This window comes from Burkholderia sp. WTPI3 (assembly GCF_021483755.1).
Lineage (GTDB): Bacteria > Pseudomonadota > Gammaproteobacteria > Burkholderiales > Burkholderiaceae > Burkholderia.
Genome location: NZ_JAGIXF010000018.1, coordinates 30,863 through 52,306, shown reverse-complemented (window position 1 = coordinate 52,306; position 21,444 = coordinate 30,863). Strand labels below are relative to the sequence as shown.

At 63.1% G+C, this 21,444-nt stretch carries 28 protein-coding genes; 25 read left to right on the top strand and 3 right to left on the bottom strand.

Annotation, left to right across the window (positions count from 1 at the left end; genetic code table 11):
* Positions 1-2 precede the first annotated feature (2 nt).
* A complete protein-coding gene (locus J7024_RS12405) occupies positions 3-293 on the bottom strand; it encodes a hypothetical protein (protein WP_105763287.1) in 291 nt (96 codons plus the stop codon).
* Positions 294-378: 85 nt separating this feature from the next.
* Here J7024_RS12405 and J7024_RS12400 point away from each other — a divergent pair, with 85 nt between their 5' ends.
* Positions 379-657 (top strand): hypothetical protein, encoded by a 279-nt coding sequence (locus tag J7024_RS12400; RefSeq protein ID WP_105763286.1) that lies wholly within the window; start codon positions 379-381, stop codon positions 655-657.
* Positions 658-887: 230 nt separating this feature from the next.
* Here J7024_RS12400 and J7024_RS12395 read toward each other — a convergent pair whose 3' ends face one another.
* Entirely contained in the window at positions 888-1,178 is a 291-nt protein-coding gene (locus J7024_RS12395; protein WP_207996973.1) for a transcriptional regulator, read from the bottom strand.
* A gap of 101 nt (positions 1,179-1,279) precedes the next feature.
* On the opposite strand from J7024_RS12395, the gene J7024_RS12390 reads away from it, so the two are divergent.
* The 23 genes from J7024_RS12390 (at position 1,280) to J7024_RS12280 (ending at position 17,465) form a co-directional block, all read left to right on the top strand.
* A complete protein-coding gene (locus J7024_RS12390) occupies positions 1,280-1,882 on the top strand; it encodes a hypothetical protein (protein ID WP_207996974.1) in 603 nt (200 codons plus the stop codon).
* A gap of 224 nt (positions 1,883-2,106) precedes the next feature.
* A complete protein-coding gene (locus J7024_RS12385) occupies positions 2,107-2,853 on the top strand; it encodes a hypothetical protein (RefSeq protein ID WP_207996975.1) in 747 nt (248 codons plus the stop codon).
* A gap of 117 nt (positions 2,854-2,970) precedes the next feature.
* The gene (locus tag J7024_RS12380; protein ID WP_207996976.1) at positions 2,971-3,282 is read left to right on the top strand and encodes a hypothetical protein; all 312 of its coding nucleotides are present in this window, start codon (positions 2,971-2,973) and stop codon (positions 3,280-3,282) included.
* Between the two features lie 30 nt (positions 3,283-3,312).
* Positions 3,313-3,663: a hypothetical protein gene (locus J7024_RS12375; protein ID WP_207996977.1), complete on the top strand. Its 351-nt coding sequence runs from the start codon at positions 3,313-3,315 to the stop codon at positions 3,661-3,663.
* Positions 3,664-3,711: 48 nt separating this feature from the next.
* A complete protein-coding gene (locus tag J7024_RS12370; protein WP_105763283.1) occupies positions 3,712-3,936 on the top strand; it encodes a hypothetical protein in 225 nt (74 codons plus the stop codon).
* 10 nt (positions 3,937-3,946) lie between these two features.
* Positions 3,947-4,210, top strand: coding sequence for a hypothetical protein (locus tag J7024_RS12365; RefSeq protein WP_207996978.1), 264 nt, complete (start codon positions 3,947-3,949; stop codon positions 4,208-4,210).
* 2 nt (positions 4,211-4,212) lie between these two features.
* Positions 4,213-4,524, top strand: a complete 312-nt coding sequence (locus J7024_RS12360) for a hypothetical protein (protein ID WP_207996979.1) — start codon at positions 4,213-4,215, stop codon at positions 4,522-4,524.
* Between the two features lie 10 nt (positions 4,525-4,534).
* Positions 4,535-4,987, top strand: a complete 453-nt coding sequence (locus tag J7024_RS12355; protein ID WP_234745096.1) for a hypothetical protein — start codon at positions 4,535-4,537, stop codon at positions 4,985-4,987.
* Between the two features lie 13 nt (positions 4,988-5,000).
* Positions 5,001-5,324: a hypothetical protein gene (locus J7024_RS12350; RefSeq protein WP_212166623.1), complete on the top strand. Its 324-nt coding sequence runs from the start codon at positions 5,001-5,003 to the stop codon at positions 5,322-5,324.
* Between the two features lie 9 nt (positions 5,325-5,333).
* On the top strand, positions 5,334-6,125 hold the full coding sequence (locus J7024_RS12345; RefSeq protein ID WP_212166598.1) for a 1-pyrroline-5-carboxylate dehydrogenase: 792 nt from the start codon (positions 5,334-5,336) through the stop codon (positions 6,123-6,125).
* A 105-nt stretch (positions 6,126-6,230) separates the two neighbouring features.
* A complete protein-coding gene (locus J7024_RS12340) occupies positions 6,231-8,027 on the top strand; it encodes a DNA cytosine methyltransferase (protein ID WP_212166597.1) in 1,797 nt (598 codons plus the stop codon).
* Entirely contained in the window at positions 8,024-9,121 is a 1,098-nt protein-coding gene (locus tag J7024_RS12335; RefSeq protein ID WP_212166596.1) for a DNA-methyltransferase, read from the top strand. Before J7024_RS12340 ends, J7024_RS12335 begins: the two co-directional genes overlap by 4 nt.
* 16 nt (positions 9,122-9,137) lie before the next feature.
* On the top strand, positions 9,138-11,075 hold the full coding sequence (locus tag J7024_RS12330) for a hypothetical protein (RefSeq protein WP_212166622.1): 1,938 nt from the start codon (positions 9,138-9,140) through the stop codon (positions 11,073-11,075).
* Entirely contained in the window at positions 11,072-11,611 is a 540-nt protein-coding gene (locus tag J7024_RS12325; protein ID WP_212166595.1) for a hypothetical protein, read from the top strand. The genes J7024_RS12330 and J7024_RS12325 overlap by 4 nt, the downstream gene beginning before the upstream one ends.
* Positions 11,608-11,823 (top strand): hypothetical protein, encoded by a 216-nt coding sequence (locus J7024_RS12320; RefSeq protein WP_212166594.1) that lies wholly within the window; start codon positions 11,608-11,610, stop codon positions 11,821-11,823. Before J7024_RS12325 ends, J7024_RS12320 begins: the two co-directional genes overlap by 4 nt.
* Positions 11,820-12,218: a DUF4031 domain-containing protein gene (locus J7024_RS12315; RefSeq protein WP_212166593.1), complete on the top strand. Its 399-nt coding sequence runs from the start codon at positions 11,820-11,822 to the stop codon at positions 12,216-12,218. Before J7024_RS12320 ends, J7024_RS12315 begins: the two co-directional genes overlap by 4 nt.
* On the top strand, positions 12,215-12,652 hold the full coding sequence (locus tag J7024_RS12310; protein WP_212166592.1) for a hypothetical protein: 438 nt from the start codon (positions 12,215-12,217) through the stop codon (positions 12,650-12,652). Before J7024_RS12315 ends, J7024_RS12310 begins: the two co-directional genes overlap by 4 nt.
* Positions 12,649-12,888 carry a hypothetical protein gene (locus J7024_RS12305; RefSeq protein ID WP_212166591.1) on the top strand — a complete coding sequence of 80 codons (240 nt, stop codon included), beginning with the start codon at positions 12,649-12,651 and terminating at the stop codon, positions 12,886-12,888. The genes J7024_RS12310 and J7024_RS12305 overlap by 4 nt, the downstream gene beginning before the upstream one ends.
* Positions 12,885-13,544, top strand: a complete 660-nt coding sequence (locus J7024_RS12300) for a hypothetical protein (RefSeq protein ID WP_212166590.1) — start codon at positions 12,885-12,887, stop codon at positions 13,542-13,544. Before J7024_RS12305 ends, J7024_RS12300 begins: the two co-directional genes overlap by 4 nt.
* Complete coding sequence (locus tag J7024_RS12295; protein ID WP_206382651.1) at positions 13,541-13,783, top strand: DUF4224 domain-containing protein; 243 nt, start codon at positions 13,541-13,543, stop codon at positions 13,781-13,783. The genes J7024_RS12300 and J7024_RS12295 overlap by 4 nt, the downstream gene beginning before the upstream one ends.
* Positions 13,780-14,883: a site-specific integrase gene (locus J7024_RS12290; RefSeq protein WP_206382650.1), complete on the top strand. Its 1,104-nt coding sequence runs from the start codon at positions 13,780-13,782 to the stop codon at positions 14,881-14,883. The genes J7024_RS12295 and J7024_RS12290 overlap by 4 nt, the downstream gene beginning before the upstream one ends.
* A gap of 342 nt (positions 14,884-15,225) precedes the next feature.
* Positions 15,226-16,313, top strand: a protein-coding gene (locus tag J7024_RS12285) for an IS3 family transposase (RefSeq protein ID WP_234744731.1) whose coding sequence is annotated in 2 segments (ribosomal slippage) — positions 15,226-15,487 and positions 15,487-16,313 — 1,089 coding nt in all. Because the reading frame shifts where the segments join, the coding sequence is not laid out codon by codon here.
* Positions 16,314-17,033: 720 nt separating this feature from the next.
* The gene (locus J7024_RS12280) at positions 17,034-17,465 is read left to right on the top strand and encodes a hypothetical protein (protein ID WP_124829561.1); all 432 of its coding nucleotides are present in this window, start codon (positions 17,034-17,036) and stop codon (positions 17,463-17,465) included.
* 92 nt (positions 17,466-17,557) lie between these two features.
* Here the strand turns inward: J7024_RS12280 and ppx are convergent, their stop codons facing one another.
* Positions 17,558-19,072 (bottom strand): exopolyphosphatase, encoded by a 1,515-nt coding sequence (gene ppx, locus J7024_RS12275; RefSeq protein WP_124829562.1) that lies wholly within the window; start codon positions 19,070-19,072, stop codon positions 17,558-17,560.
* A 278-nt stretch (positions 19,073-19,350) separates the two neighbouring features.
* Between ppx and ppk1 the strand changes: the two genes are divergently transcribed.
* Positions 19,351-21,414 carry a polyphosphate kinase 1 gene (ppk1, locus tag J7024_RS12270; protein ID WP_124829563.1) on the top strand — a complete coding sequence of 688 codons (2,064 nt, stop codon included), beginning with the start codon at positions 19,351-19,353 and terminating at the stop codon, positions 21,412-21,414.
* Positions 21,415-21,444 lie beyond the last annotated feature (30 nt).

The window sequence follows — 21,444 nt, the reverse complement described above, 5'->3', positions numbered from 1 at the left end:
CGTTATTGATGTCCCGCGCCGCCAACGAGCGGCATACACGGAACGACTCCCTGAGCAACTGCAGCGGCAAATTGCGTCAGCTGGGGCGCAGCGAAAATGTCGACCCGCACGTCGGTGACGATCATGTCGCCGACCTTCACCTCGTTGCCGCAAGCGGCGCGAATCGAATAGATGCTCTCGCGGACGCCGCCGCCGTCGAACACGAAAGCAAAAACGTCATCCACAAGCTCAGGCCAGCGACCAATCGCGTCGGTGAGCTCGTCGATCACGTGCTGAAGCTTCCGCAGTTCCATACCTCTTCCCTAAATCTGGTGAGCGCCTTCGGTCGTGTCAGAATTGCGTTTCCACACGTTCAATCCTTCAATAACCGAGGCACTCATGACCGACGAACAAATTTCCGACAACTTCAAATACCTGATCGCAGAGATCGATACACTTCGTGCACGGAGCGACGTATTGGCGATCGCCCTCAAACACACGATCCTGAACAGCGCCGATCCGGAAGCGACACTCGAAACGGTGATCAAAAAGCTCGATCGATCCAACGTCGCAGCGTTGTTTTCATCCGCTCCCACCGAGTCGTATGTTTCCGCCTTCGACATAGCAGTGTCGGCCGTGGCCCGATGGCGCGAATCTCTGCCGCCCGCTGCTCAATAATTTCGCGGGCATCACAGCTCACGAGCGGCTGCGGTGTCGAACTCGCCGCAGCCGAGAAATCAGCCTCGACAGTCCTGATTACCTCTCGCTCCTCCAGAAGCGGGAGCGAAGCTCCCGCCAATCCAAAGCAGCGAATTTCTTCGGGACGCTGCGTCGCGCACTCGCCCCAGTCCTGGGCGAAGTGCGTTTCATCGCGCAGCGTGTCAAGCGAACTGTCGCGCGCCGCCGGCTTACCGTTTCGAGCCATCACGTCCGTCCTTGGAATGAACTTGCCCATCCTTTCGATCCGGCGTCCCGGCCGGTGCCTGAACAAGCTCAGGCCAGATATCCATCCAGTCATCGCGCAGCTCCTGGCGTGTCACCTTGCGACCGGTCAACCGTTCGATTGCAACGCAACGACCCGGCGGCGGTACCGCTTTTTTGCGCACCCATTGGCTGATCAGCCCCTGCGTGACACCAAGTGCATCGGCGAGCCATCGCTGCCGGTGCTTGCCGTTGGAAAGGAAGGTTGGAAGATCCATGGCCGGAATATTAGAACTTCTCTCTTTATTAGTAAAGAGAAAAAAGCGCTTCTAATCGTCGAGGCCAGCCATGTATTAGCAACGCTCATTAGAATCGCGCTATGGCTACGGTAGAGAAACGCCCCCTGACGGACGAAGAGCGCGCCGAAGCCGCTCGGCTCCGCACTGCCTGGGCACAGTACAAGGACGAACATCCAGGCGCGACGCAACAGTGGCTCGGCGCTGCCTCCGAACTCGGCTCGCAAGGCCTAATCGGTCAATACCTGCGTGGCATCATCCCGTTGAACTTGAAGGCGCTCATTAGCATTTGTGCCCAGATTGGCGCGAAGGCTGAAGAGATCAGCCCGCGGCTCATGAAGCCGTTCACGGACTTCAACCAAGCCCGTACTGAGCCGGAAACGCACGCTGCATCCGAAAAGTTAACGGCAGCTGTAAGCGAATATGAAGGCGAGACAAACCCTGCTAGCCGCCCTGCTCAGGAAGCGTTAAATACAGTGCAAGGCCAGAAGCTTGCTATGTTCAAGGCTGAACTGGCAAAAGCGGAGAGAGAGGGCCTCCTATCCGAAGAGAAGCTGGATCTTCTTCTCGGTATCCTTCGTCTGACGGACAAAACGAGCTCCCCGCAACGGCACACGAAATCTCGGATTCTTGTAGAACCGGCACGGGGTCAGTCGGGTGACATCAGGCGTAAGGGAACCAGATAGCAACGTCGTCGCCGTCGATTTTCGACGACGGCGCGTCAGCGCGTACGTTTCCGAACGCGCTGAACAACCCCGCGTAGCCTCCGTCTACAGCAAGATCACCGACCATGACGAGATCGAGTACGGCATGATCGATGTTGATGCCAGGGCAGCACCGCGTCTTATGCGTGGTTTACTGGCTCTGCTGTCCGAGTTGATGGATGTCGCCTCGATTTGATGGAGAAAACATGCTCTTCGCTCGTATTTGCCGCGGGTTCGCCGCCTGCGGAATCCTGTGCCAGGCATCAGCTTTCGCTGCGACGGCAATCCTTGCCCCGCAAGAGATTGTCGACAAAAAGTGCGCGTCGCAATACGAGCGCACGGGCCTCTATTGCCAGCGTGACGGCGAAGTGCGGCCGACAATCCCGGTAACTGCGCCGGGAATCCCGTTGTCGACTCGGCAGCAGTTCGATCCGCCATCCATGCGTGTCACTGCCATCCTGCACCTCACTCCAAAGCAGACCGCCGCGGGATTCGGCTATTACGTCGTGACGACTGAACGATTCAAGACCGGCATCCTAACCCAGTCGTTCTCGCCGACGGACCGATTCGAGCGCGAAATCCTTCAGTACGTCCGCAACAGTGGTCTTCCATTGGCCGATGTAAATAGCCAACAGGCCGCCGCCTATCTATATGAGCGCGACGTCGAACTGGCGGCCCAGGCAGCGCGCGACGCCGACGAACGTGCGCGTCAAGCGCAAGCCCAAGAAGCTATCGATTTTCAAAATTCTCCCGCCGGCAAGGCCGCGGCCGCCAAGCAAGCAGTAGCCGATTGCAGACGCACCATTGCCAATGCTCGTCGCGTCTTGGCCCAAGACGACCGCATAGCCGCAGTCTCTGGAACGACAGACCTACTGCTTCGGCGTCAGGCCGGTGCCGCAATCGTCAACTGCCAAGACGTCCTCGCCCGTAACGGCCAATCCCCCGCCCAGTAAGGCGCCAACGACGCATCGCCTCGTGCCGCGAAGAAATATTAGAACTTCTCTTTACAACACAAAAGAGAAGTTCTAATATTCGTATCAACACAAGACGCAACACGAAGGGGAACGACGATGGCCCTCGATCACGGTTTGCTGAATCTGCCGCTCGCAAAGCGTGGCGACATTGACGCCCAGATTGACGCGTACAAGCGCGAGCAAGCAGCGGCAGAAAAGGCAGCTCGCAAGGCGCTGATCGCGCAGCTGAAGCAGGACAAGGAAGCGGCGAAGCCGGTTCTCATGCGGCTCTTCGCCGATCCCGAGCTGATCAAGCGGAAAGCCGCCGAAATGAACGTCACGCCGAAGGCTCTCCGCGATCAGCTCAAGAGCTGGGCGACGTGGCAACCGAAGAACCTGATCGCGCTCGGCGCGAAGTGGCTCGCCTGACCATCCCCGCCCGCTACAGGAGAAACGACCGTGCAACAAATCAATTTCGGCAATATCGACGACGATTGCGTCGGCCCGACCATCGGCGACTTAGAGGAATGCCGCTCTGCCCGCTGGCTCATTGGCCGGTGCGGCGCGGACGCATTCGACGCTATCAAGATCGGCGGCATGATGTTCGTCAATGACGGCATCGTCAAACCGTGCACCGAGCCGGACGACGTGCCCGCGTTCTACAGCGTCTATCTGCACTACGCCAATCGCCCTGGGCGCAGCCCCGATTGCGTCGGAGACTTCGCGACGGTCGAACGCGCCCGCGCCTATGCCGCGCAAATCCACGACGCGTTCGGATGGCCGATCGCGATTGACCGCACGCCCGCCTGACCAACCGCGCCCGCCCTGAGGGCAATCACACCACATCGAGGATCGACCATGAATACGACGAACCAACCCACCGCGGAACCTCTGATCACCTGGAAGCGTGTGAAGCACGACACGCGCGGGCTGCGCATCGCGCGCCGCCTCTTCCGCGTCTTTCGCAACGTCCTCGCGGTCCTCGGCGTGTTCTTCGTCTACCTGCTCGTCCTCGGCTACTTCCAGTACCAGGACCAGGCGGCACAGACCGAGGTCCAGTGCGCGGTGTCGCGCTGCATGTAACGAGGCTGCGATGCGCCCCACCCCGACCCGCCTCCCTGACGACGTGCTCGCCCCGGCCTGCGCAACGCTCGGAGCGGGATCGCCGGAACAGGCGCTATCGAACCCCGCACTGCGCGCCGCCATTCAAGCCGCAGTCCGTGCGCAGCTGCACCCGAACCCGAAGATCCGCGACGTTCAGTCGAGACGCAACGCGCGGCCTGTTCGCCCGGCGCCTGATCACGGCGTCGATTTCGACATCAAGCGGCGTGCCGCGAACGACTGTGACGAGGATTGACCGTGGAATACCGGACCCTTATCGCGCTGATCTTCATTTTGGGATTGCTCATCGCGGCCTGCCTATTTCAGATCGCGCGTCTCGCCGATCAAGTCGCCATGGACCGCAAGTCGAAAACTCCCGTGTATTTCAGCGTCGACCACGCCGCCAGCGCCGGGCGTCCTAAAGAACCTACGGTCGACGGCGCGCCGTCATATCCCACCCTGTGGCAGGTCATGGCCGACCTGCAAGCGGGGAACCTGACTCTGCGTGACGCCTACCGCATCGCGCGAGCCCATCTTCGCGCCGCGAAGCGCGATCACCGCAACGTCTGAGGTACCCGAAATGAAGATCGTCTACGTGTTCAACGACCGCCGTCCCACTGACCTCCTGCACCCGATCGTCGCCATTTCGGACGACGGGTTGGTCGCCGGTGTCGCCCATTTCGACGACTGGACCCTGCCGTTCGCGCGCTTCGCCATGCACGTCATCGACGATTGCGATGCGCCGGGCAGTGATGCCTTTCTGATCGCACGGACCCGGGCCGAAACGCAAGAGCTCTTCGACGCGAAGTTTGGCGCCGGGAAATGGTCCGCCGTCTGGCTGGACGACCCGCGCGCGGATCCGGGCTGGATCAAGGCGATGGAACTGATGCGCGCCGAAGCCGTTCGCCGCGAGGAGCAACGCCGCCGTGTCCTGGACGTGATCAGCGACACCGTTATCTCGTGGCTGCCGACCGCCGAAGAAGTCGAGACGATCGGCACGCAGGCGAACCCTGCGGTTCACGCCCTTCACTGATCCGGGGGCGGCCATGGATATCGCTGACATCGCTCGACGCTCCGGCTTGGCCGTGACGCTCGACGCGCGTATCGGGACCGTGGAATACCAGACCGTAAGCGGGACACTGGAAGCGCTCAAACGGTTTGCCCTCGCGTACGTGGTCGCCCCGTACAGCACGGCAGAGCTCGTCGAGCGTCTGCGCAACCGCGCTGCCCTTCAGATCGACGCTCGCGATACGGAAGTGATGCTCGAGGCCGCGCGTGCCCTGTCGCAAAGCCGAATCGGCGAACCGTTCGCGCTCGGACCGGACGGGGAAATCGCGGGCGAATCCGATAGCGAACTGCGCCAAGGCTGAGAGGAATACATGCGCGACCTGATCGAACAGCACCTCGCTCACGCCGGCGAAGCGACCGCGAAGAATATCTCTCTCGCGATCCACATGCCGCAACTGGACGTCTCCCGCGAGCTCAACAAGATGCACGGCAATGGCCTCGTCGAGCGCGAAAAGCGCGCCGGCGGCGGCAACGAGTACGTGTACTGGCTCTCGCAAGGCGATCGGCCTGTGCGCCCCGCGACCGAAAACGCCGCGCCGCCGGCCGAAGTCGTCAGCCACCCTGCCAGTAACGTCGACGGCGAAGCCGATCAATCGTCGACCGGCACGGCACCCTCGACCGTGCAGCACATCATCGACGCAGCTCGCGATCTGCTCGGGCGTAGCGACCCACTCGAGATCCTTCAGGGGCTCAAGGCGCTTGACGACGCGCTGATCGCCCACGAGGCACGAGGCAGCTATTTCGCTGGCGCGCATGCCGTCACCGCCATCACGATGGTTCTCGAATTGCTGAAGGGCACGCAGGTTCAACGAGACGAGTTCGCCGCCGAAAACGCTTCGCTGAAGGAAGTGAATGCGCGCCTGAAGGCGAACAACGCCGAGCTCGAAAAACGCATCGACTCGCTAAGCGGCGACGTGCGCCCGCTCGGACAGGTGTTCGTGACCGTCGGTCGAAATTCCAAACCGATGCGGCACACCACGATCGAGAAAGCCCAGCGGCGCGGCCGCGTCCTGGTGAGCGGCGAGCGCGAAACCGAAGTGCTCGTACTCGAACCGATCGGCCGCATCGTGCGCGGTGCCGAGTGGCGCCCGCGCCGCCAGTAACGCCGTCCCGTTTTGCAGTAGCCCCGATGCTCCCACCCCGAGAGCATTGGTTTTGAGGGGGTGGCCGGTACGGCACCCTTCTTTCTCACCAATCCGGTACTACAAATGAAACGCGACTCCATGACATTGCAGCTGGATCTCGGCAGTGAATTGATCGTCGACAACTTCGCCGGCGGCGGCGGCGCTAGCACTGGCCTCGAGCGCGCGTTCGGGCGGCCGGTGGACATCGCGATCAACCACGACCCCGAAGCGCTCGCAATGCATGCGGCGAACCATCCTCGCACGAAGCATTTCTGCGAGAGCGTGTTCGACGTCGACCCCGTCGAGATCACGGGGAATCAGCCGGTCGGCCTCGTCTGGCTGTCGCCGGACTGCAAGCACTTCAGCAAGGCGAAGGGCGGCAAGCCGGTGTCCAAGAAGATCCGAGGGCTCGCGTGGATCGCGCTTCGCTGGGCCGCGACGGTGAAGCCACGCGTGATCATGCTGGAGAACGTCGAGGAATTCGTGACATGGGGGCCGCTCGGCGCCGACGGCCGGCCGTGCCCGAAGAACCGCGGTCGTACATTCCGCTCGTTCGTGAACGCGCTCGAGCGCCACGGATACCGCGTCGAGTACCGCGAGCTGCGCGGATGCGACTTCGGCGCTCCGACCATCCGCAAGCGCCTGTTCCTCGTCGCGCGCCGCGACGGGCTGCCGATCGTCTGGCCGACGCCGACGCACGGCGATCCGAAAAGCGCGGCCGTACGCGCAGGCACGCTGCAGCCATGGCGCACGGCCGGAACGGACGTCATCGACTGGTCAATTCCTTGCCCGTCGATCTTCGAGCGCGCGCGGCCGCTAAAGGATGCAACGCTGCGCCGTATCGCGCGCGGCATCATGAAGTTCGTCGTGAACAATGCGGATCCATTCGTGATCCACCTCACGCATCACGGCGCCGACCGCGCCGCGTGCCTCGACGCCCCGCTCGCGACCGTCACCGGAGCGAATCGCGGCGAGCAGGCACTCGTCGCTGCGCACATCACGAAGTTCCGCGCGAACAGCGTCGGCAGTGCAGCCGACGCGCCGCTGCACACCGTGACCGCTGGCGGTGACTGCGCACGGCCGGCCGGCGCGGCGCACGCCATGGGCGTCGTCGCCGCGACGCTGATCCAGACCGGCTACGGCGAACGGCAGGGCCAAGCGCCACGCGTGCCGGGGCTCGACAAGCCGCTCGGCACCATCGTCGCCGGGGCGGCAAAGCATGCGGCCGTGACTGCGTTCCTCGCGAAGCACTACGGCGGCCATGAATCGCCGGGCTCATCGCTCGATGCGGCAATCGGCACGATCACGACGCAGGACCACCATCACCTGGTGACGGCGCAGTTGGTCGGCTGCGGTGGCCGTGCTGGGCAATCTCGCCCGCGTGATGCCAGCGAGCCGACGGCGACGCTGACCAGCAAAGCCGATACGACGGTCGCGGTATCGCACCTCGTCAAGCTGCGTGGCACCTGCCGAGACGGAGCACCGGCCGACGAGCCGCTGCATACGATCAGCGCCGGCGGCACGCATCATGCCGAGGTCCGCGCGTTCCTGATCAAGTACTACGGCGAGGGCGGCCAGTGGCAGGACGCGCGCGAGCCGCTGCATACGATCCCGACGCGCGACCGTATCGGCCTGGTGACGATCCACGGCGAGGACTACGCGATCGTCGACATCGGCATGCGCATGCTCACGCCGCGCGAGCTCGCGCGTGCGCAAGGTTTCCCGGACAGCTACGTGCTCGACCCGGTCATCAACGGAAAGCCGCTGTCGAAGTCGGCGCAGGTGCGCATGATCGGCAACAGCGTCTGCCCCGACGTCGCGACCGCGCTCATCCGCGCGAATTTCGCGCATGAACAATTGATCGCAGGTGTCGCTGCATGACCTGGCTCAACCATTCCCACCGCGGCGACTGCCGAGATCTGATGCGCGCGATGATCGCCGACGGCGTGCGCGTGCAGACGATCGTGACGTCGCCGCCGTATTGGGGTCTGCGCTCGTACCTGCCGGACGGCCACCCGGACAAGCATCGCGAGATCGGGCAGGAGCCGACGCTGCGCGAGTTCATCGACACCCTGGTCGGCGTGTTCGATCTCGCGCGCGAGCTGCTCGCCGATGACGGCACGCTGTGGCTGAACATGGGCGATAGCTATGCGGGATCGCGCTGCGGTCCGGAAACCGCCTCGACGCTGAACGGCACGCGGCGCAACCAAGCCGAAGCCAACCGCGCCATGACGGCGAGCCGCCGGCGCGACGATGTGCCGGTGCCGCGCTCCGATGTGCGTGTCGCCGGGCTGAAGCCGAAGGATCTGGTCGGGCAGCCGTGGCGCCTCGCGTTCGCGCTGCAGGACGCCGGCTGGTATCTCCGACAGGACATCATCTGGCACAAGCCGAACCCCATGCCGGAGAGCGTGCGCGACCGCTGCACGAAGGCCCACGAGTACCTGTTCCTGCTGAGCAAGAGCGAGCGCTACTACTTCGACACGGACGCAATGCGCGAACCGCGTTCGAGCTACGAGGATGCCGCGACGTTTCGCGGCGGCTGCTACGTCGGCGGAGAGACCGACAACGGGCAACTCGGACAGCGGAAAGTCGTCGGCAATCGTCGCGTGAAGGTTCCGGGTGGCTGGGACACCGGCGTTGGGACACACGGCTCGTTCCATCGCGATGGCCGAGGCGATGCGGCATACCGTGACGATGCCGGCGATGGTCGCCGCATGCGTCGATCCGTCTGGACCGTCGCCACGCAGCCCTACGCGGCCGCACACTTCGCGACCTTCCCCGAAGCACTGGTCGAACCCTGCGTGCTCGCCGGCAGCCGGCCGGGCGACGTCGTATTCGATCCGTTCTTCGGCACCGGCACGACCGGGCAGGTCGCGCAGCGGCTCGGGCGCCGCTTCATCGGCTGCGAACTGAATCCCGACTACGAATCCCTGCAACGCGATCGGCTGCGTCAGCCGGGACTCGCGCTCGCCTGATCACCTGAGGACCACCATGACGGAAAACAATTACCGAGCTGGCGCACTGACGAACGATCAATCCGCAATCTTGATCGCCTGCGCGCATCGCCTCGATGAAGTTGGAAGCCAGTATCTCGCCGAAGAACTGCGCTCCCTCCAGCGCGACTTGCTCGCCGCATCCCCAGTCCAGCAGCCCGCAGCAGCGCCGATCCCATACGACGGGCTGACCGAGGAATTCACGGACGAAGTGGCCCGGCTTGCGAACGATGCGCCCGGCATTCGCGAAGCAGTATCGGCCGCGCTGGAGAACTGCAACGCCATCATCGCACCGCAGGGCAATGTCACACCCGCGCCGGCGGACGAGCGGGCGCCGTGCATGTGCAGCGGTCTAGGCCCATGCGAGCAGCGCACGGATGGCTCTTGCAGGCGGGAGCGCGCCGCCGCACCCGCGCCGGCGGACGAGCGGGCGGCGTACCACTTCCACCGTTTCGTCGACGGAGTGGAAATGGCTGAAGGCGTGCTGATCGAGCGAGCCCCAACGCTCGAAGCCGCCAGCAAAGAGGCCGTCAGGTGCTGCGAGAAACGGCCTATGACCGTACTCGTACATGCGCCTACTTGGGCTGGAACGCTGTGCGGTGGCGCGCTCGCGAACCGCGCCGCATCTGCCAACGAGACGGGCGCGCCGATCGGTTGGGCGTGGATTTCGCCGACCGGCCATGTATCGCGCTTCACGGCCGACTTCGACGGCAAGCACGACCAGTTGGTGCAAGGCTGGAAGGTGCGCCCGGTAGCGTTCTGCGATTCGGTCGCCAACGAGACGGTGCCGAAATGGGTTTTTGATAATCTCGTCAATACGCTCCAGCCTGCATGGGACTACATCCAGACCCATCAGGACCAGTTCAACGCGCAGGCGGGCGACGATAAAAACGCCATCATGGTCGAGTTCTTCTTGCGCGCCGCGTCTGCCAACGAGACGCAAACGTGCTCGCACCAATGGACGTGGGCGGACGGCAAGTGCGCAGATTGCGGAATGACCGCGCAACAGCCTGCCGCCCAAAGCGAGCTGACACTCGCAGAACGCATCGCGCATGTCGGTGGCCGCATCACCGAAGGCGGCTATGTCGAGTTTGGAAGTGCGATGGCGGTAGACGCGCTGATTCAGCATGCGCTCCGCGATGCGCGCGCATCCGCCAACGAGACGGGGGCGGAGCGCGTAGGGACAGTCGAGATTGCCGGCGGTCGCGTTCGCGCGTTCACCTTCGAGCAAAGCGATACGCCTGACGGTAGCTATTGGCTGTACACGGCCCCCGCGCAGGCGGCGGAACCGGTGGCGTGGCAATACCGACCGATCGTCAATGGGAAGCCTTATCCATGGATCGAATGCACCAAGGAGGCGGCAGAGCGGCTTCGTGCAGAAGACTTTCGCGGGACGCACGATGTGCGCGATCTGTTCGATAGCCCGCAGCCTCCCGCGCAGGCAGACGCTCGGGAGGGGCTGACGGACGAGCAGCGCAGCACGCTCGAAAGCCTCGCGCGCACGTCAACGCCATACGAGCAGGAAGTGCTTCGATCGATTCTCGCCACCCATCCGGGCCAGTCGGAACCGCGGCGCAGCGAAAACCCGACCGGCATCGGCTACGACACGCCGCCCGAAGAACTGGAGCGAATCTTGGCCCAAGGGGAGACGCGCGCCGAGGTGACGGTGGACCAACCGAGCCTCGCGAATCCGCTCACGCCGTACGGGATGCTCGTGCGTGCGCTGCGAATCGTCGCGCAGACCTCGTTGCACGACATGGGGCAAGCCCTGCTGCTGTCGCCCTCGAAGCTGTCCGCGATGGAGTTCGGCCGCGAGCCTGTGACGCCTGAAATCGTGCGTGAGATCGGCACGTACTTCGAAAGCCTGGGCATCCACAACATGCGGCCGGCGCTTCAGTTCGCCATCGACGCCGCGACCACTGGGGACCAATCATGAGCCAGAAACCGAATTGCGATTGCCTCAACGATTGCGGCGACGATCGAGAAATCGAGCGCGGCACTGTCGAGCCATGCGGCTTCTTCAAGATGCGCAAGGCACGCGACGATGCACGCGAGGCCGCGCTTCGCGCGCGCAACGCAGCAGTGCGCACCCTCGAAGCCAAGGGTTACACCTACGAGGATGGCGCGGAGCAGTGGAAGCCGCCCCGTGGAAAGCCGCCGGCATGGGTGGCGTATGACACGCAGGCCGTGCACGACGTGATCGGCGAGCGCCGTCGGCAGGTCGAACAGGAAGGCTGGACGCCCCAACATGACGACGAGCACGACAACGGGGAAATGGCTTTCGCGGCCGCATGCTACCTGTTGGCGGAACTGTTCGTGTTCGACATGTGCGGGCTATTCAACAAGCTGTGGCCTGCGGACTGGTCTCGCAAATGGTGGAAACCGACGACCAACCGTCGCAACCTAGTCAAGGCCGGCGGCCTGATCCTCGCCGAGATCGAACGCCTCGATCGCGCTGGAGGTGAGGCATGAGCCGCGCAGCAATCGAAGCTCTCGGCGAAGCGATCGATCGCGCGCTGGACGATGCGCCCGTCACCGATGTCCTCGCATTTGTCACTGGCGTTTTCGTGGGTCTGACGCTCGAGCTGGTGCGCCGAGAAGGTCACGACGTGAACAAGGAAATCAGAATCGATGGTGTCGAACAGCGCGACATCACCATTCATGCGCCCAAGGTGATGCAATGACCGTCTACGTCGACGACATGTATCGCTACCCGATCGGCGAATTCAAAACGGCTAGCGGCCGCGTCTACAAGATGTCGCACCTCATCGCGGACACCTCCGACGAGCTGCTCGCCATGGTCCGCGCGATCGACGTCAATCCGAAGTGGATCCAGCACCGCGGCACGCGCGACGAGCACTTCGACATCGCGATAAGCAAGCGCGCCGCCGCAATCGCCGCCGGCGCGGTCGCGATCACCTTCGAGCAATGCGGCGCGATGAACAAGCGCCGCAAGGTCACCGGCTCGCTCGGCTCGCCCGATGACGCGGTCGAGTGGCTGAAGATGTTCATCGCGGACCGCCACGCTGCTCGCGCAGCTGCAGCGGCGGCCGACAACCTCACGGAGTCCCAGTCATGAGCAGAAGTGGATATAGCGACGATTGCGAGAACGTCGAACTGTGGCGCGGAGCTGTCATGCGCGCGATGCGTGGTAAGCGCGGACAGGCGCTCCTGCGAGATCTCGCCGCAGCGCTGGACGCAATGCCGGAAAAGCGTTTGATCACCAATGAGCTTCAGGCCGCGGACGGCGATTTCTGCACGCTTGGGGTGCTCGGACACGCTCGTGGACTCGATCTCAAGATCATCGACCCAGAGGACAGAGAGGCAGTCGCCCGCGCCTTCAACATTGCTCCCGCCCTAGCTGCCGAAGTTGTTTTCGAGAACGATGAATGCGGCCATCACTGGGATCGTGCGCTAGGAAAAACCGTCTTCGAGACACCTGAGGAACGTTGGACCCGCATGCGCCAGTGGGTGGCGGCGAACCTGATCGAACCGGTCGAGGTGACGTCGTGAGCGAAGTACCGAAACGCGCAGTTCAGTTCGAGGCTGCCATCCAGGCCGATACGCCCCAGGATCTGGCGAACGCACTCACCAACATGGCCGCGCTCATCGCCGCCGGCGAAATGCCCGAGCGCTCCATCGGCGGCGGCGTCTTCTCCAGCCACCACTGCACGCTGGTCATTGCCGATCATCCGACGCACGACGAGTATGTCTCGCAGTTGCAGTGCTATCTGCGGAGCGTCCGATGAAAGAGCGTCCGATCCTATTCAGCGGTCCGATGGTGCGCGCCATCCTCGAAGGCCGCAAGACTCAGACGCGCCGCGTGGTCAGGCACCAGCCGCCCGGCGCGACGCGCGAGGTCTTCACGTTCCACCATCCGGATCCGAGAACGCATTACTGGGCGTTCGATGGCGGTTCGTTGCTCGACTGGTCCCACCCGTGCCCGCAGGGCGAGATTGGCGATCGCCTCTACGTGCGCGAGACGTGGCAACACAGCAATCATCCGTTCGGCCCGTACGAGAGCGACTGCCTGGTCTTCTATCGCGCTGACTACCTCGATGATCCGCTCGGCCCCGACCTCGAGCGATCGGCCGACGGCATTCGCCGCGAATGGCGGCCATCGATCCACATGCCGCGCGCCGCCGCCCGCATCACACTCGAGATCACCGGCGTGCGCGTCGAGCGCCTGCAGCACATCAGCGAGTCGGATGCACGCGCCGAAGGCGTGACGATCGAAGAACGCCACAAGGTCGGATACTGCCTCGGTGGCAGTCGCGGCGCCGACCGGCCGCCGAGCATCCGCGCCTTTCACGACCTGTGGGACAGCCTGAACGCGGCGCGCGGGCACGGCTGGGACGTGAACCCGTGGGTATGGCGCATCGAATTTCGGAGGATCGAATCATGAGCGAGCGCCTGATGAACCAGGCCGATCTCGTCCGCGTGACCGGAAAAAAACGATACGGCAAGCAGGCCGAGTGGTTCAAGGCGACGTTCGGGATCGACGTCGTCACCGCCGCGAACGGCGCCGTCATCATGACATGGTCGACGTTCGAATCGCTTCAAGCGAAGAAAGCCGGCCTCGCCGGCGACGCGCCCGGCACGCGCGAGCGGCCGGCCCTTCGATCTGCCCTTCGAGTCGCATGACAAAGCGAAAACTGCCGCTCCGCGTCTACGTGCGCGACGGCTCGTACTACTGGGTCCAGCCCTATACCGAAAAGTGGAAGCGCCTCTGCCGTGTCGAGGATGGTGAGGTGCGCATGCTCGAGCGGCTCGCCGCGGAGAAGGCGAAGGTCGAGAAGATCGACGGCACGGGCAACATTCCCCACCTGGTCGACAAGTACGTGCGGCTGCACGAGAAGGACCACAAGGAAAAGGCGTGGCCGGCCTATGGCCGTTACGTGAAGCGCGGGTTCGCGGACGTCGACATCGACCAGATGGACGTGCCGTATGTGCGCCAGTTCCTGAAAGACAACTGGAAGGGCAAGCCGGCCATGCAGCGCGTAATGCGCTCGTTCCTGTCCGGCTTCTTCGACTGGTGCATCGACCAGCGATTGCTCACGACGAACCCGTGCCGCGACGTCAAGCTGAAGAAGCCGAAGCCGCGCTCGACCCTGATTACCGGCGACCATTTCGCAGCGATCCGGGACTGCATGCTGACGTTCACATATGAGCGCGGCGGCCGTCAGCTCACCGCCAAGGTGCCGACCGGTCCGATGATGCAGTGCTTCATCGACCTGTGCTACCTCACCGCGCAGCGCTCCACCGAAATCCGCAACCTACGCTGGACCGTCGATCCGAAGGATCCGGACGGCTGCTCGTGGGTCGACCGTGCCGCCGGCGTGATTCACTTCCGGCCCTCAAAAACCGAGGATTCGAGTGGCGTGACGGTCGATTTCAGGATCACGCCCGAGATCGAGGCGGTGCTCGAGCGCGCGCGGGGAATCGGCAGGGTCAAGGGTGTGCACGTAATTCACACGAAACAGGGGAAGCCGTACGCGGCGAACACGGTCCTCAAGGCGTGGAAGGTCGCGAAGAAGCGGGCCGGGCTGGAAGACGTCCGGTACACGATCAAGGACATCCGCGCGATGGCGCTTACGGACGCCGAGAACGCGGGCTACGACATCGAGGCGCTGAAGGAAGCTGCCGCGCACACGAACGAGAAGCAGACGCTCGATTACATCAAGTCCAGAAATGTACCGACGAGCGAAGTTCGTCTACATATACCAGTGCGCGCGAGCGCTTGATTGTCCCCAAAAATTGCCCTACAGTGGTCCGCAAACCCGCGCCAGAACTTGCTCGTTTTAAGTGCAACAATTTGGGGGCAACGGCGCGGAAAGCCTTGTCGGATAAGCATTACAGGCATTCTGTAATGTCTGCTTTGGGATCAGAGGGTCGTAGGTTCGAATCCTATCGCTCCGACCAAAGGAATCAAGGGGTTACATGCCAAAAGCGTGTAACCCCTTTTTCTTTATTCGGTTCATGTAACCATCATGTAACCCGATTCAGCCTAGGTCGATCCATGGTAATCCCCCCGAGAAACCGGTGTGATCAGAAGTAGAATTTTCTTGTTGAGGGAGTTCTACGGAATGAAGAAATCGAGATTCACGGACAGCCAGATCATGGACGCGCTCAAGCGCGTGGAATCGGGGCTGTCGGTGCCGGACCTGTGCCGGGAGTTGGGCATCAGCACGGCGACGTTCTACAAATGGCGTTCGAAGTACGGCGGCATGGACGTTTCGCTGATCGCGAGGATGAAGGAACTGGAGGCCGAGAACGCCCGGCTGCGCAAGATGTACGTCGAGGAGAAGATCAAGGCCGAGATCGTAGCGGAGGCGCTCGCAAAAAAAGATTGAGGCCATCTTGCCGGCGTGAGATGGCCATGCATGCGGTGTGCAGCCGGGGCGTATCGATCCGGCTGGCATGTGAGGCATTTGGGATCAGCCAGGCCTGTTATCGGTACGTCGGTCGGCGCAGCGCCGAGAACGACGAGATTGCGAACTGGCTGCTGCGCCTGACGGACAACCACCGGAACCGGGGCTTCGGACTGTGCTTCCTGTACCTGCGCAACGTGAAAGGCTTCGGCTGGAATCACAAGCGCGTGTACCGGATCTATTGCGAACTGGAGTTGAACCTGCGAATCAAGCCGCGCAAGCGACTGGTCAGGCAGGTCCCGGAACCGCTGGCGGTGCCGTCTGCCGTCAATCAGGTCTGGTCGATGGACTTCATGCACGACCAACTTGCCGACGGACGTAGCATCCGGCTGTTCAACGTGATCGACGACTTCAACCGCGAGGCACTCGGCATCGAGATCGACTTCTCATTGCCGTCCGAACGCGTGATCCGTGCGCTGCGGCAGATCATTGGTTGGCGCGGCAGGCCCAAAGCGATTCGGTGCGATAACGGGCCCGAGTACCTGAGCGCGGCGATCATCGAATGGGCCCGACAGTACGGCATCAGGCTCGACTACATCCAGCCGGGCAAGCCGCAGCAGAATGCGTATGTCGAACGATTCAACCGGACCGTACGGTACGAATGGCTGTCGCAGTACCACTGGGAAGACTTGGACCACGTGCAGCGCTTCGCGACCGATTGGATGTGGACTTACAATCATGACCGCCCGAACATGGCCCTGGGCGGATTTACGCCAAAGCAGCGGTTGGCCATGGCCGCTTAGTTTCTACTTCTGAACCCCGTGCAAAACGGGGGGATTACCCGACCAAACATGCAAGCTCTACGTAGCATCCATCTTCAATGCCTGGAACACTGCATATCCGCTGAACGGGCCACCCGTGGACGCCGAGCTTGAGAAGAAGCGGCAGGTGGCCGCCCAGGCAAAGGAGTACGAGCGCAACTGCGCGAACCATATGAAGTTGGCGAGTTGGGGAACCGGGGCCAAATAGGCAGCCCTGCGCATTCCGATGTCAAAAAGCGCGCGAAAACATCCTATTTCGCGCGCTTTTTTTGCAAAATTTTCGACGGCCGTTACTTCTCAATGATTGGCGCTCTTCCTTAACCGGCGGGGCTTTCCAGAATTCGGCTTTTTTCCGCTTCCGGTGTCAAATCGATCACCCCCCCACAGCATTTTGCTACTACGTGCAGCGTTGCGGGTCGGAACAGAAAATCGCAATGAGCTTAAGTTCCACATCAAATCAATGATTTATAATTTCCATCGATCGCCTGCGGCGTTGAAAATAGTAGGAACAGCCGATTTTGGATCAGAGGGTCGTAGGTTCGAATCCTATCGCTCGGACCACGATATACGAAAAGGGTTGCAAGCCATCGCGCTTGCAACCCTTTTTCGTTTTGCCGGCCGTCACGAGCCGCGCGGCGCGCAACCCGCGCACGAATCTTGCGGGAACACGCGATAATGTCCGCGACCAACCCGCAACCGCGCATGAAAAAACACGCTATCAAGGCCACCCTCTTCGGCGCGCTGCTCGCGCTCGGCGCGACCGGCGCCGCGTCGGCCAAATCGATCGACGGCGCGCTCGACTGCCATTCGAACGGCCACAAGTTCGTCGCACCGCTGCTCGCTGCCGGCGACATCCAGTCAGAGCCGATGCACGTCGAATCGAATTCGGTGAACGCGTTCCGCACAAACCATCCGCTGACCGCATACGGCTTCGGCGTGTACGTCGTGCTCGGCTATCAGGCGAACGATCCGATCTTCCAGCCAGGCGACGGCACGCCGATCGGCGAGTGGGCGTACGGCGTCGTGGTGCGCGGCACGAAAACCGCGGTGGAACAGGCCGTGCGCAAGGCCGGCAGCGACGCGACCGTCAAGCAGGCATTCCCGTTCCTGACCGCGATCGTGTGCTCGGACTGAACGCGTCGCAACGCATCCAGGACCGCGGCAGCGCGCGTCGGCGCGCATCGGCGTGCGTCGCCGCGACGGCCTCACCACCCCTCACCACCCCATTACGCGCCCGTATAGACGACGCGATACGGAATACCGACCTTCTCCCACTCGGCCGCTTCCTGGCTGAGGCTGTAGTCGGTCAGCGGGTTCTGCTCGACCCATGCGCTCGGCAGCCGCACCTCATAGCCGCCTTTCTTCATCTGCGACACGGATATGTCCGGCAGCCCGGCATCGGTCCGGCGCCGGCACAGCAGCGCCGCGAGCCGCAGGCAGAACAGCAGCGGCCATTCGACCTCGCGCGCCTGCGACAGCTTGCCGAGCTTGCCCGCATGACCGAGCACGAGCGCGGCGAGGCGCGCCTGGTCGGTACGCGAGAAACCCGGCATGTCCGCGTTGCTCGCGATATAGGCCGAATGCTTGTGATATGCACTGTGCGAAATCGACAAGCCGATCTCGTGCAACGCGGCGGCCCAGCCGAGGAACATCCGGCCTTCCTCACGCGCTTCGTCGTCGGATTCGTCGAGTTCGTCGTAGAAACGTCCCGCAAGCGTACCGATGCGCCCGGCCTGTGCGCGATCGACGCCATAGCGACGCGTGAAGCCCTCGACGGTCACCGCTCGCATGTCCTCGTGCTGAGTCCGGCCGAGCAGGTCATACAGCACGCCCAGACGCAGTGCGCCGTCGGTGGTGTCGACGTAGTCGACGCCCAGTTCCTCAAACACCGCAAGCATGATCGCGAGGCCGCCGGCAAGCACCGGCACGCGATCAGGCTTCAGCGCGATCAGCTTCAGCCGGTTCACGTTCTCGGACTTGATCAGCGCGCGCTTCAGCCGTTCGAGGCCGCCGCGCGAAATGCCGTGCGTGATGCCCGGGTCGTTGAAGCCGTTCGCCTCGACGAGTTCGGCGAGCGCACGCGCGGTACCGGACGAACCGATCGCCTGGTCCCAGCCCGCCTTCTTGTACTCGCTGGAAATGATCTGGATCTCGCGCTTGGCCGCGAGTTCGGCCTGCCGCATCGTGTATTCGTCGACGTTGCCGGCCGGGAAGAATGCACGGCTGTGACTCACGCAACCGATATAGAGACTCTCCATCACGATCGGCGTGTAGTGCGAGCCAATGATGAATTCGGTCGAGCCGCCGCCGATGTCGACGACGAGCCGCTTGCCGGCACTCGCCGGCACCGAATGCGCGGCGCCCGCATAGATCAGGCGCGCCTCTTCCCGGCCCGCGATCACTTCGATCGGGAAACCGAGCGCCGCTTCCGCCTCGCCGAGAAATTCGCCCGCGTTCTTCGCGACACGCAGCGTGTTGGTTGCCACAGCGCGCACGTGATCGGGATGGAAGTCGCGCAGGCGCTCGCCGAACCGCTTGAGTGCTTCCCAGCCACGCTCCTGCGATGCGCGATCGAGCATCTTGTCGCTCGACAGGCCCGCAGCCAGTCGCACGGGCTCACGCAGCGCATCGACGGGGTAGATCTGGCTGCCCGCCGGCGTTTCCTCGACACGTCCGACGATCAGCCGGAAGCTGTTCGAGCCGAGATCCACGGCAGCCAGCAAGTGGGGAGATGTAACCATCAGAAGGGGCTCCGTGCGCGTTCCCCCGCAGTCGCCGCTCGGGCACCGCAGGGCGATCAGTCAAAGGCGACATTTTAAGCGTGGAACGCTTGCCGTTGCCATGCTTCACGGGCATGTAGCCCTGTAGATTGTATATGTCCGAAACATTTATGAGACAAAATGGTTCCAGCGTAGAATTTCCCGATATAAATACAACATTGTCATTTGCACGTCATCGTATCGTGAGAGTTTCCGAGCGTCCTTTCGAATCATCGCCCGAACCACCCCCTACTCTGCCGATGTCCGTCCGTTATCCGCTTCTCAATCGTGAACTGGGCATCCTCGGTTTCAACGAGCGTGTGCTGGCCCAGGCGGCCGACCCGCAAATTCCGTTGCTCGAGCGCTTGCGCTTCATCTGCATCACGAGCAGCAACCTCGACGAATTCTTCGAAGTCCGGATGGCCGGCCTTCAGGAACAGATCCGCGACAATCCCGGTGCACTGACGCCCGACGGCATGTCGTTACAGCATGCTTACGACCTCGTCGTGGAGCGCGCGCAGCGACTGGTCCACCGTCAGTACACGATGTTGCACGAAACCGTGCTGCCCGCGCTCGAGCAGGAAGGCATCTACTTCCATGCGAGCGACACGTGGAACGACGCGCAGCTCGAGTGGGCGCGCGGCTACTTCTTCGACGAACTGCTGCCGGTGCTCACGCCGATCGGTCTCGATCCCGCCCATCCGTTCCCGCGCGTGCTGAACAAGAGCCTGAACTTCGTCGTCGAGCTCGAAGGCCGCGATGCGTTCGGCCGCCAGGCAGTCATGGGCATCGTGCAGGCGCCGCGCGCGCTGCCGCGCGTCGTGCGCATGCCGCAGGCGCTGTCTGGCTTCGAGCATGGCTTCGTGCTGCTCAGCTCGTTCATGCAGCGCTTCGTCGGCGAACTGTTCCCGCAACTCGTCGTGAAGAGCTGCAACCAGTTCCGCATCACGCGCAACAGCGAACTGTTCGTCGACGAGGACGAAATCACGAACCTGCGCGTCGCGCTGCAGGGCGAACTGCCCGCGCGCCACCTCGGCAACGCGGTGCGGCTCGAAGTGTCGGCCGACACGCCGCCGCACATCGTGCGACGCCTGCTCGAGGAAAGTGTGCTGGACGACAAGGACTGCTATCGCGTAACCGGTTCGGTAAACCTCGTGCGCCTGATGCAGATTCCCGATCTCGTCGATCGCCCCGACCTGAAGTTCGCACCGTTCACCGCATCGATTCCACCCGCGATCACGAATACGCCGACGATGTTCGACGCGATCGACGACGGCGACATCCTGCTGCACCACCCGTACGAGAGCTTCCAGCCGGTGCTCGAACTGCTGCAGCAGGCGGCGAAGGACCCGAGCGTCGTCGCGATCAAGCAGACAATCTACCGCACCGGCACCGATTCGCCGCTGATGGACGCGCTGATGGAAGCCGCGCGCAACGGCAAGGAAGTGACCGTCGTCGTCGAACTGCTGGCACGCTTCGACGAGGAAACCAACATCAACTGGGCGTCGCAGCTCGAAGCCGTCGGCGCGCATGTCGTGTACGGCGTGGTCGGCCACAAGTGCCACGCGAAGATGATGCTGATCGTGCGGCGCGTCGTGCAGGACGGCAAGGCATCGCTGCGCCGTTACGTGCACCTCGGCACCGGCAACTATCACCCGCGCACCGCCCGCCTCTACACCGACTTCGGGCTGATGACGGCCGACCAGAAGATCTGCGAGGATGTCCACCACGTGTTCCAGCAACTGACCGGGATCGGCGGCGAACTGACGCTGCACGATCTGTGGCAGTCGCCGTTCACGCTGCATCCGCGCATCATCGAATCGATCCGCGCGGAAATCGACAATGCGCGCGCCGGCAAGCGCGCGCGCGTGGTCGCGAAAATGAACGCGCTGCTGGAGCCGTCGGTGATCGCCGCGCTGTACGAAGCATCGCAGGCCGGCGTCAAGGTCGACCTGATCGTGCGAGGCGTATGCGCGCTGAAGCCGGGCGTGCCGGGTTTGTCGGAAAACATCACGGTGCGCTCGATCGTCGGCCGCTTCCTCGAACACCACCGCATCTACTATTTCCATGCGGGCGGCGCCGAGGACGTCTATCTGTCGAGCGCCGACTGGATGGACCGCAACCTGTTCCGCCGCGTCGAAGTCGCGTTCCCGATTCGCGAGCGCAAGCTGAAGCGCCGCGTGATCGCCGAAGGCTTGTCGGTCTGCCTCGGCGACAACCAGTCGGCATGGCTGATGCACAGCGACGGCCACTACCGCCGGCGCCGCGCGGGCAAGACGATCCGCAATGCGCAGCTCGGGTTGCTCGCGAAATTCTGCTCGTAGGAAGGCAACGCATGCGGCGCGCGCGTTTTG

What these genes read in the sequence shown, in the direction of transcription:
- J7024_RS12280 (WP_124829561.1), top strand. Translation starts at nt 17,034, where the DNA reads ATGAAAAAACACGCTATCAAGGCCACCCTCTTCGGCGCGCTGCTCGCG.
- J7024_RS12405 (WP_105763287.1), bottom strand. Translation starts at nt 293, where the DNA reads ATGGAACTGCGGAAGCTTCAGCACGTGATCGACGAGCTCACCGACGCG.
- J7024_RS12295 (WP_206382651.1), top strand. Translation starts at nt 13,541, where the DNA reads ATGAGCGAGCGCCTGATGAACCAGGCCGATCTCGTCCGCGTGACCGGA.
- J7024_RS12380 (WP_207996976.1), top strand. Translation starts at nt 2,971, where the DNA reads ATGGCCCTCGATCACGGTTTGCTGAATCTGCCGCTCGCAAAGCGTGGC.
- ppk1 (WP_124829563.1), top strand. Translation starts at nt 19,351, where the DNA reads ATGTCCGTCCGTTATCCGCTTCTCAATCGTGAACTGGGCATCCTCGGT.
- J7024_RS12355 (WP_234745096.1), top strand. Translation starts at nt 4,535, where the DNA reads ATGAAGATCGTCTACGTGTTCAACGACCGCCGTCCCACTGACCTCCTG.
- J7024_RS12400 (WP_105763286.1), top strand. Translation starts at nt 379, where the DNA reads ATGACCGACGAACAAATTTCCGACAACTTCAAATACCTGATCGCAGAG.
- J7024_RS12325 (WP_212166595.1), top strand. Translation starts at nt 11,072, where the DNA reads ATGAGCCAGAAACCGAATTGCGATTGCCTCAACGATTGCGGCGACGAT.
- J7024_RS12300 (WP_212166590.1), top strand. Translation starts at nt 12,885, where the DNA reads ATGAAAGAGCGTCCGATCCTATTCAGCGGTCCGATGGTGCGCGCCATC.
- J7024_RS12290 (WP_206382650.1), top strand. Translation starts at nt 13,780, where the DNA reads ATGACAAAGCGAAAACTGCCGCTCCGCGTCTACGTGCGCGACGGCTCG.
- J7024_RS12330 (WP_212166622.1), top strand. Translation starts at nt 9,138, where the DNA reads ATGACGGAAAACAATTACCGAGCTGGCGCACTGACGAACGATCAATCC.
- ppx (WP_124829562.1), bottom strand. Translation starts at nt 19,072, where the DNA reads ATGGTTACATCTCCCCACTTGCTGGCTGCCGTGGATCTCGGCTCGAAC.
- J7024_RS12385 (WP_207996975.1), top strand. Translation starts at nt 2,107, where the DNA reads ATGCTCTTCGCTCGTATTTGCCGCGGGTTCGCCGCCTGCGGAATCCTG.
- J7024_RS12365 (WP_207996978.1), top strand. Translation starts at nt 3,947, where the DNA reads ATGCGCCCCACCCCGACCCGCCTCCCTGACGACGTGCTCGCCCCGGCC.
- J7024_RS12310 (WP_212166592.1), top strand. Translation starts at nt 12,215, where the DNA reads ATGAGCAGAAGTGGATATAGCGACGATTGCGAGAACGTCGAACTGTGG.
- J7024_RS12390 (WP_207996974.1), top strand. Translation starts at nt 1,280, where the DNA reads ATGGCTACGGTAGAGAAACGCCCCCTGACGGACGAAGAGCGCGCCGAA.
- J7024_RS12345 (WP_212166598.1), top strand. Translation starts at nt 5,334, where the DNA reads ATGCGCGACCTGATCGAACAGCACCTCGCTCACGCCGGCGAAGCGACC.
- J7024_RS12395 (WP_207996973.1), bottom strand. Translation starts at nt 1,178, where the DNA reads ATGGATCTTCCAACCTTCCTTTCCAACGGCAAGCACCGGCAGCGATGG.
- J7024_RS12350 (WP_212166623.1), top strand. Translation starts at nt 5,001, where the DNA reads ATGGATATCGCTGACATCGCTCGACGCTCCGGCTTGGCCGTGACGCTC.
- J7024_RS12320 (WP_212166594.1), top strand. Translation starts at nt 11,608, where the DNA reads ATGAGCCGCGCAGCAATCGAAGCTCTCGGCGAAGCGATCGATCGCGCG.
- J7024_RS12335 (WP_212166596.1), top strand. Translation starts at nt 8,024, where the DNA reads ATGACCTGGCTCAACCATTCCCACCGCGGCGACTGCCGAGATCTGATG.
- J7024_RS12340 (WP_212166597.1), top strand. Translation starts at nt 6,231, where the DNA reads ATGAAACGCGACTCCATGACATTGCAGCTGGATCTCGGCAGTGAATTG.
- J7024_RS12370 (WP_105763283.1), top strand. Translation starts at nt 3,712, where the DNA reads ATGAATACGACGAACCAACCCACCGCGGAACCTCTGATCACCTGGAAG.
- J7024_RS12315 (WP_212166593.1), top strand. Translation starts at nt 11,820, where the DNA reads ATGACCGTCTACGTCGACGACATGTATCGCTACCCGATCGGCGAATTC.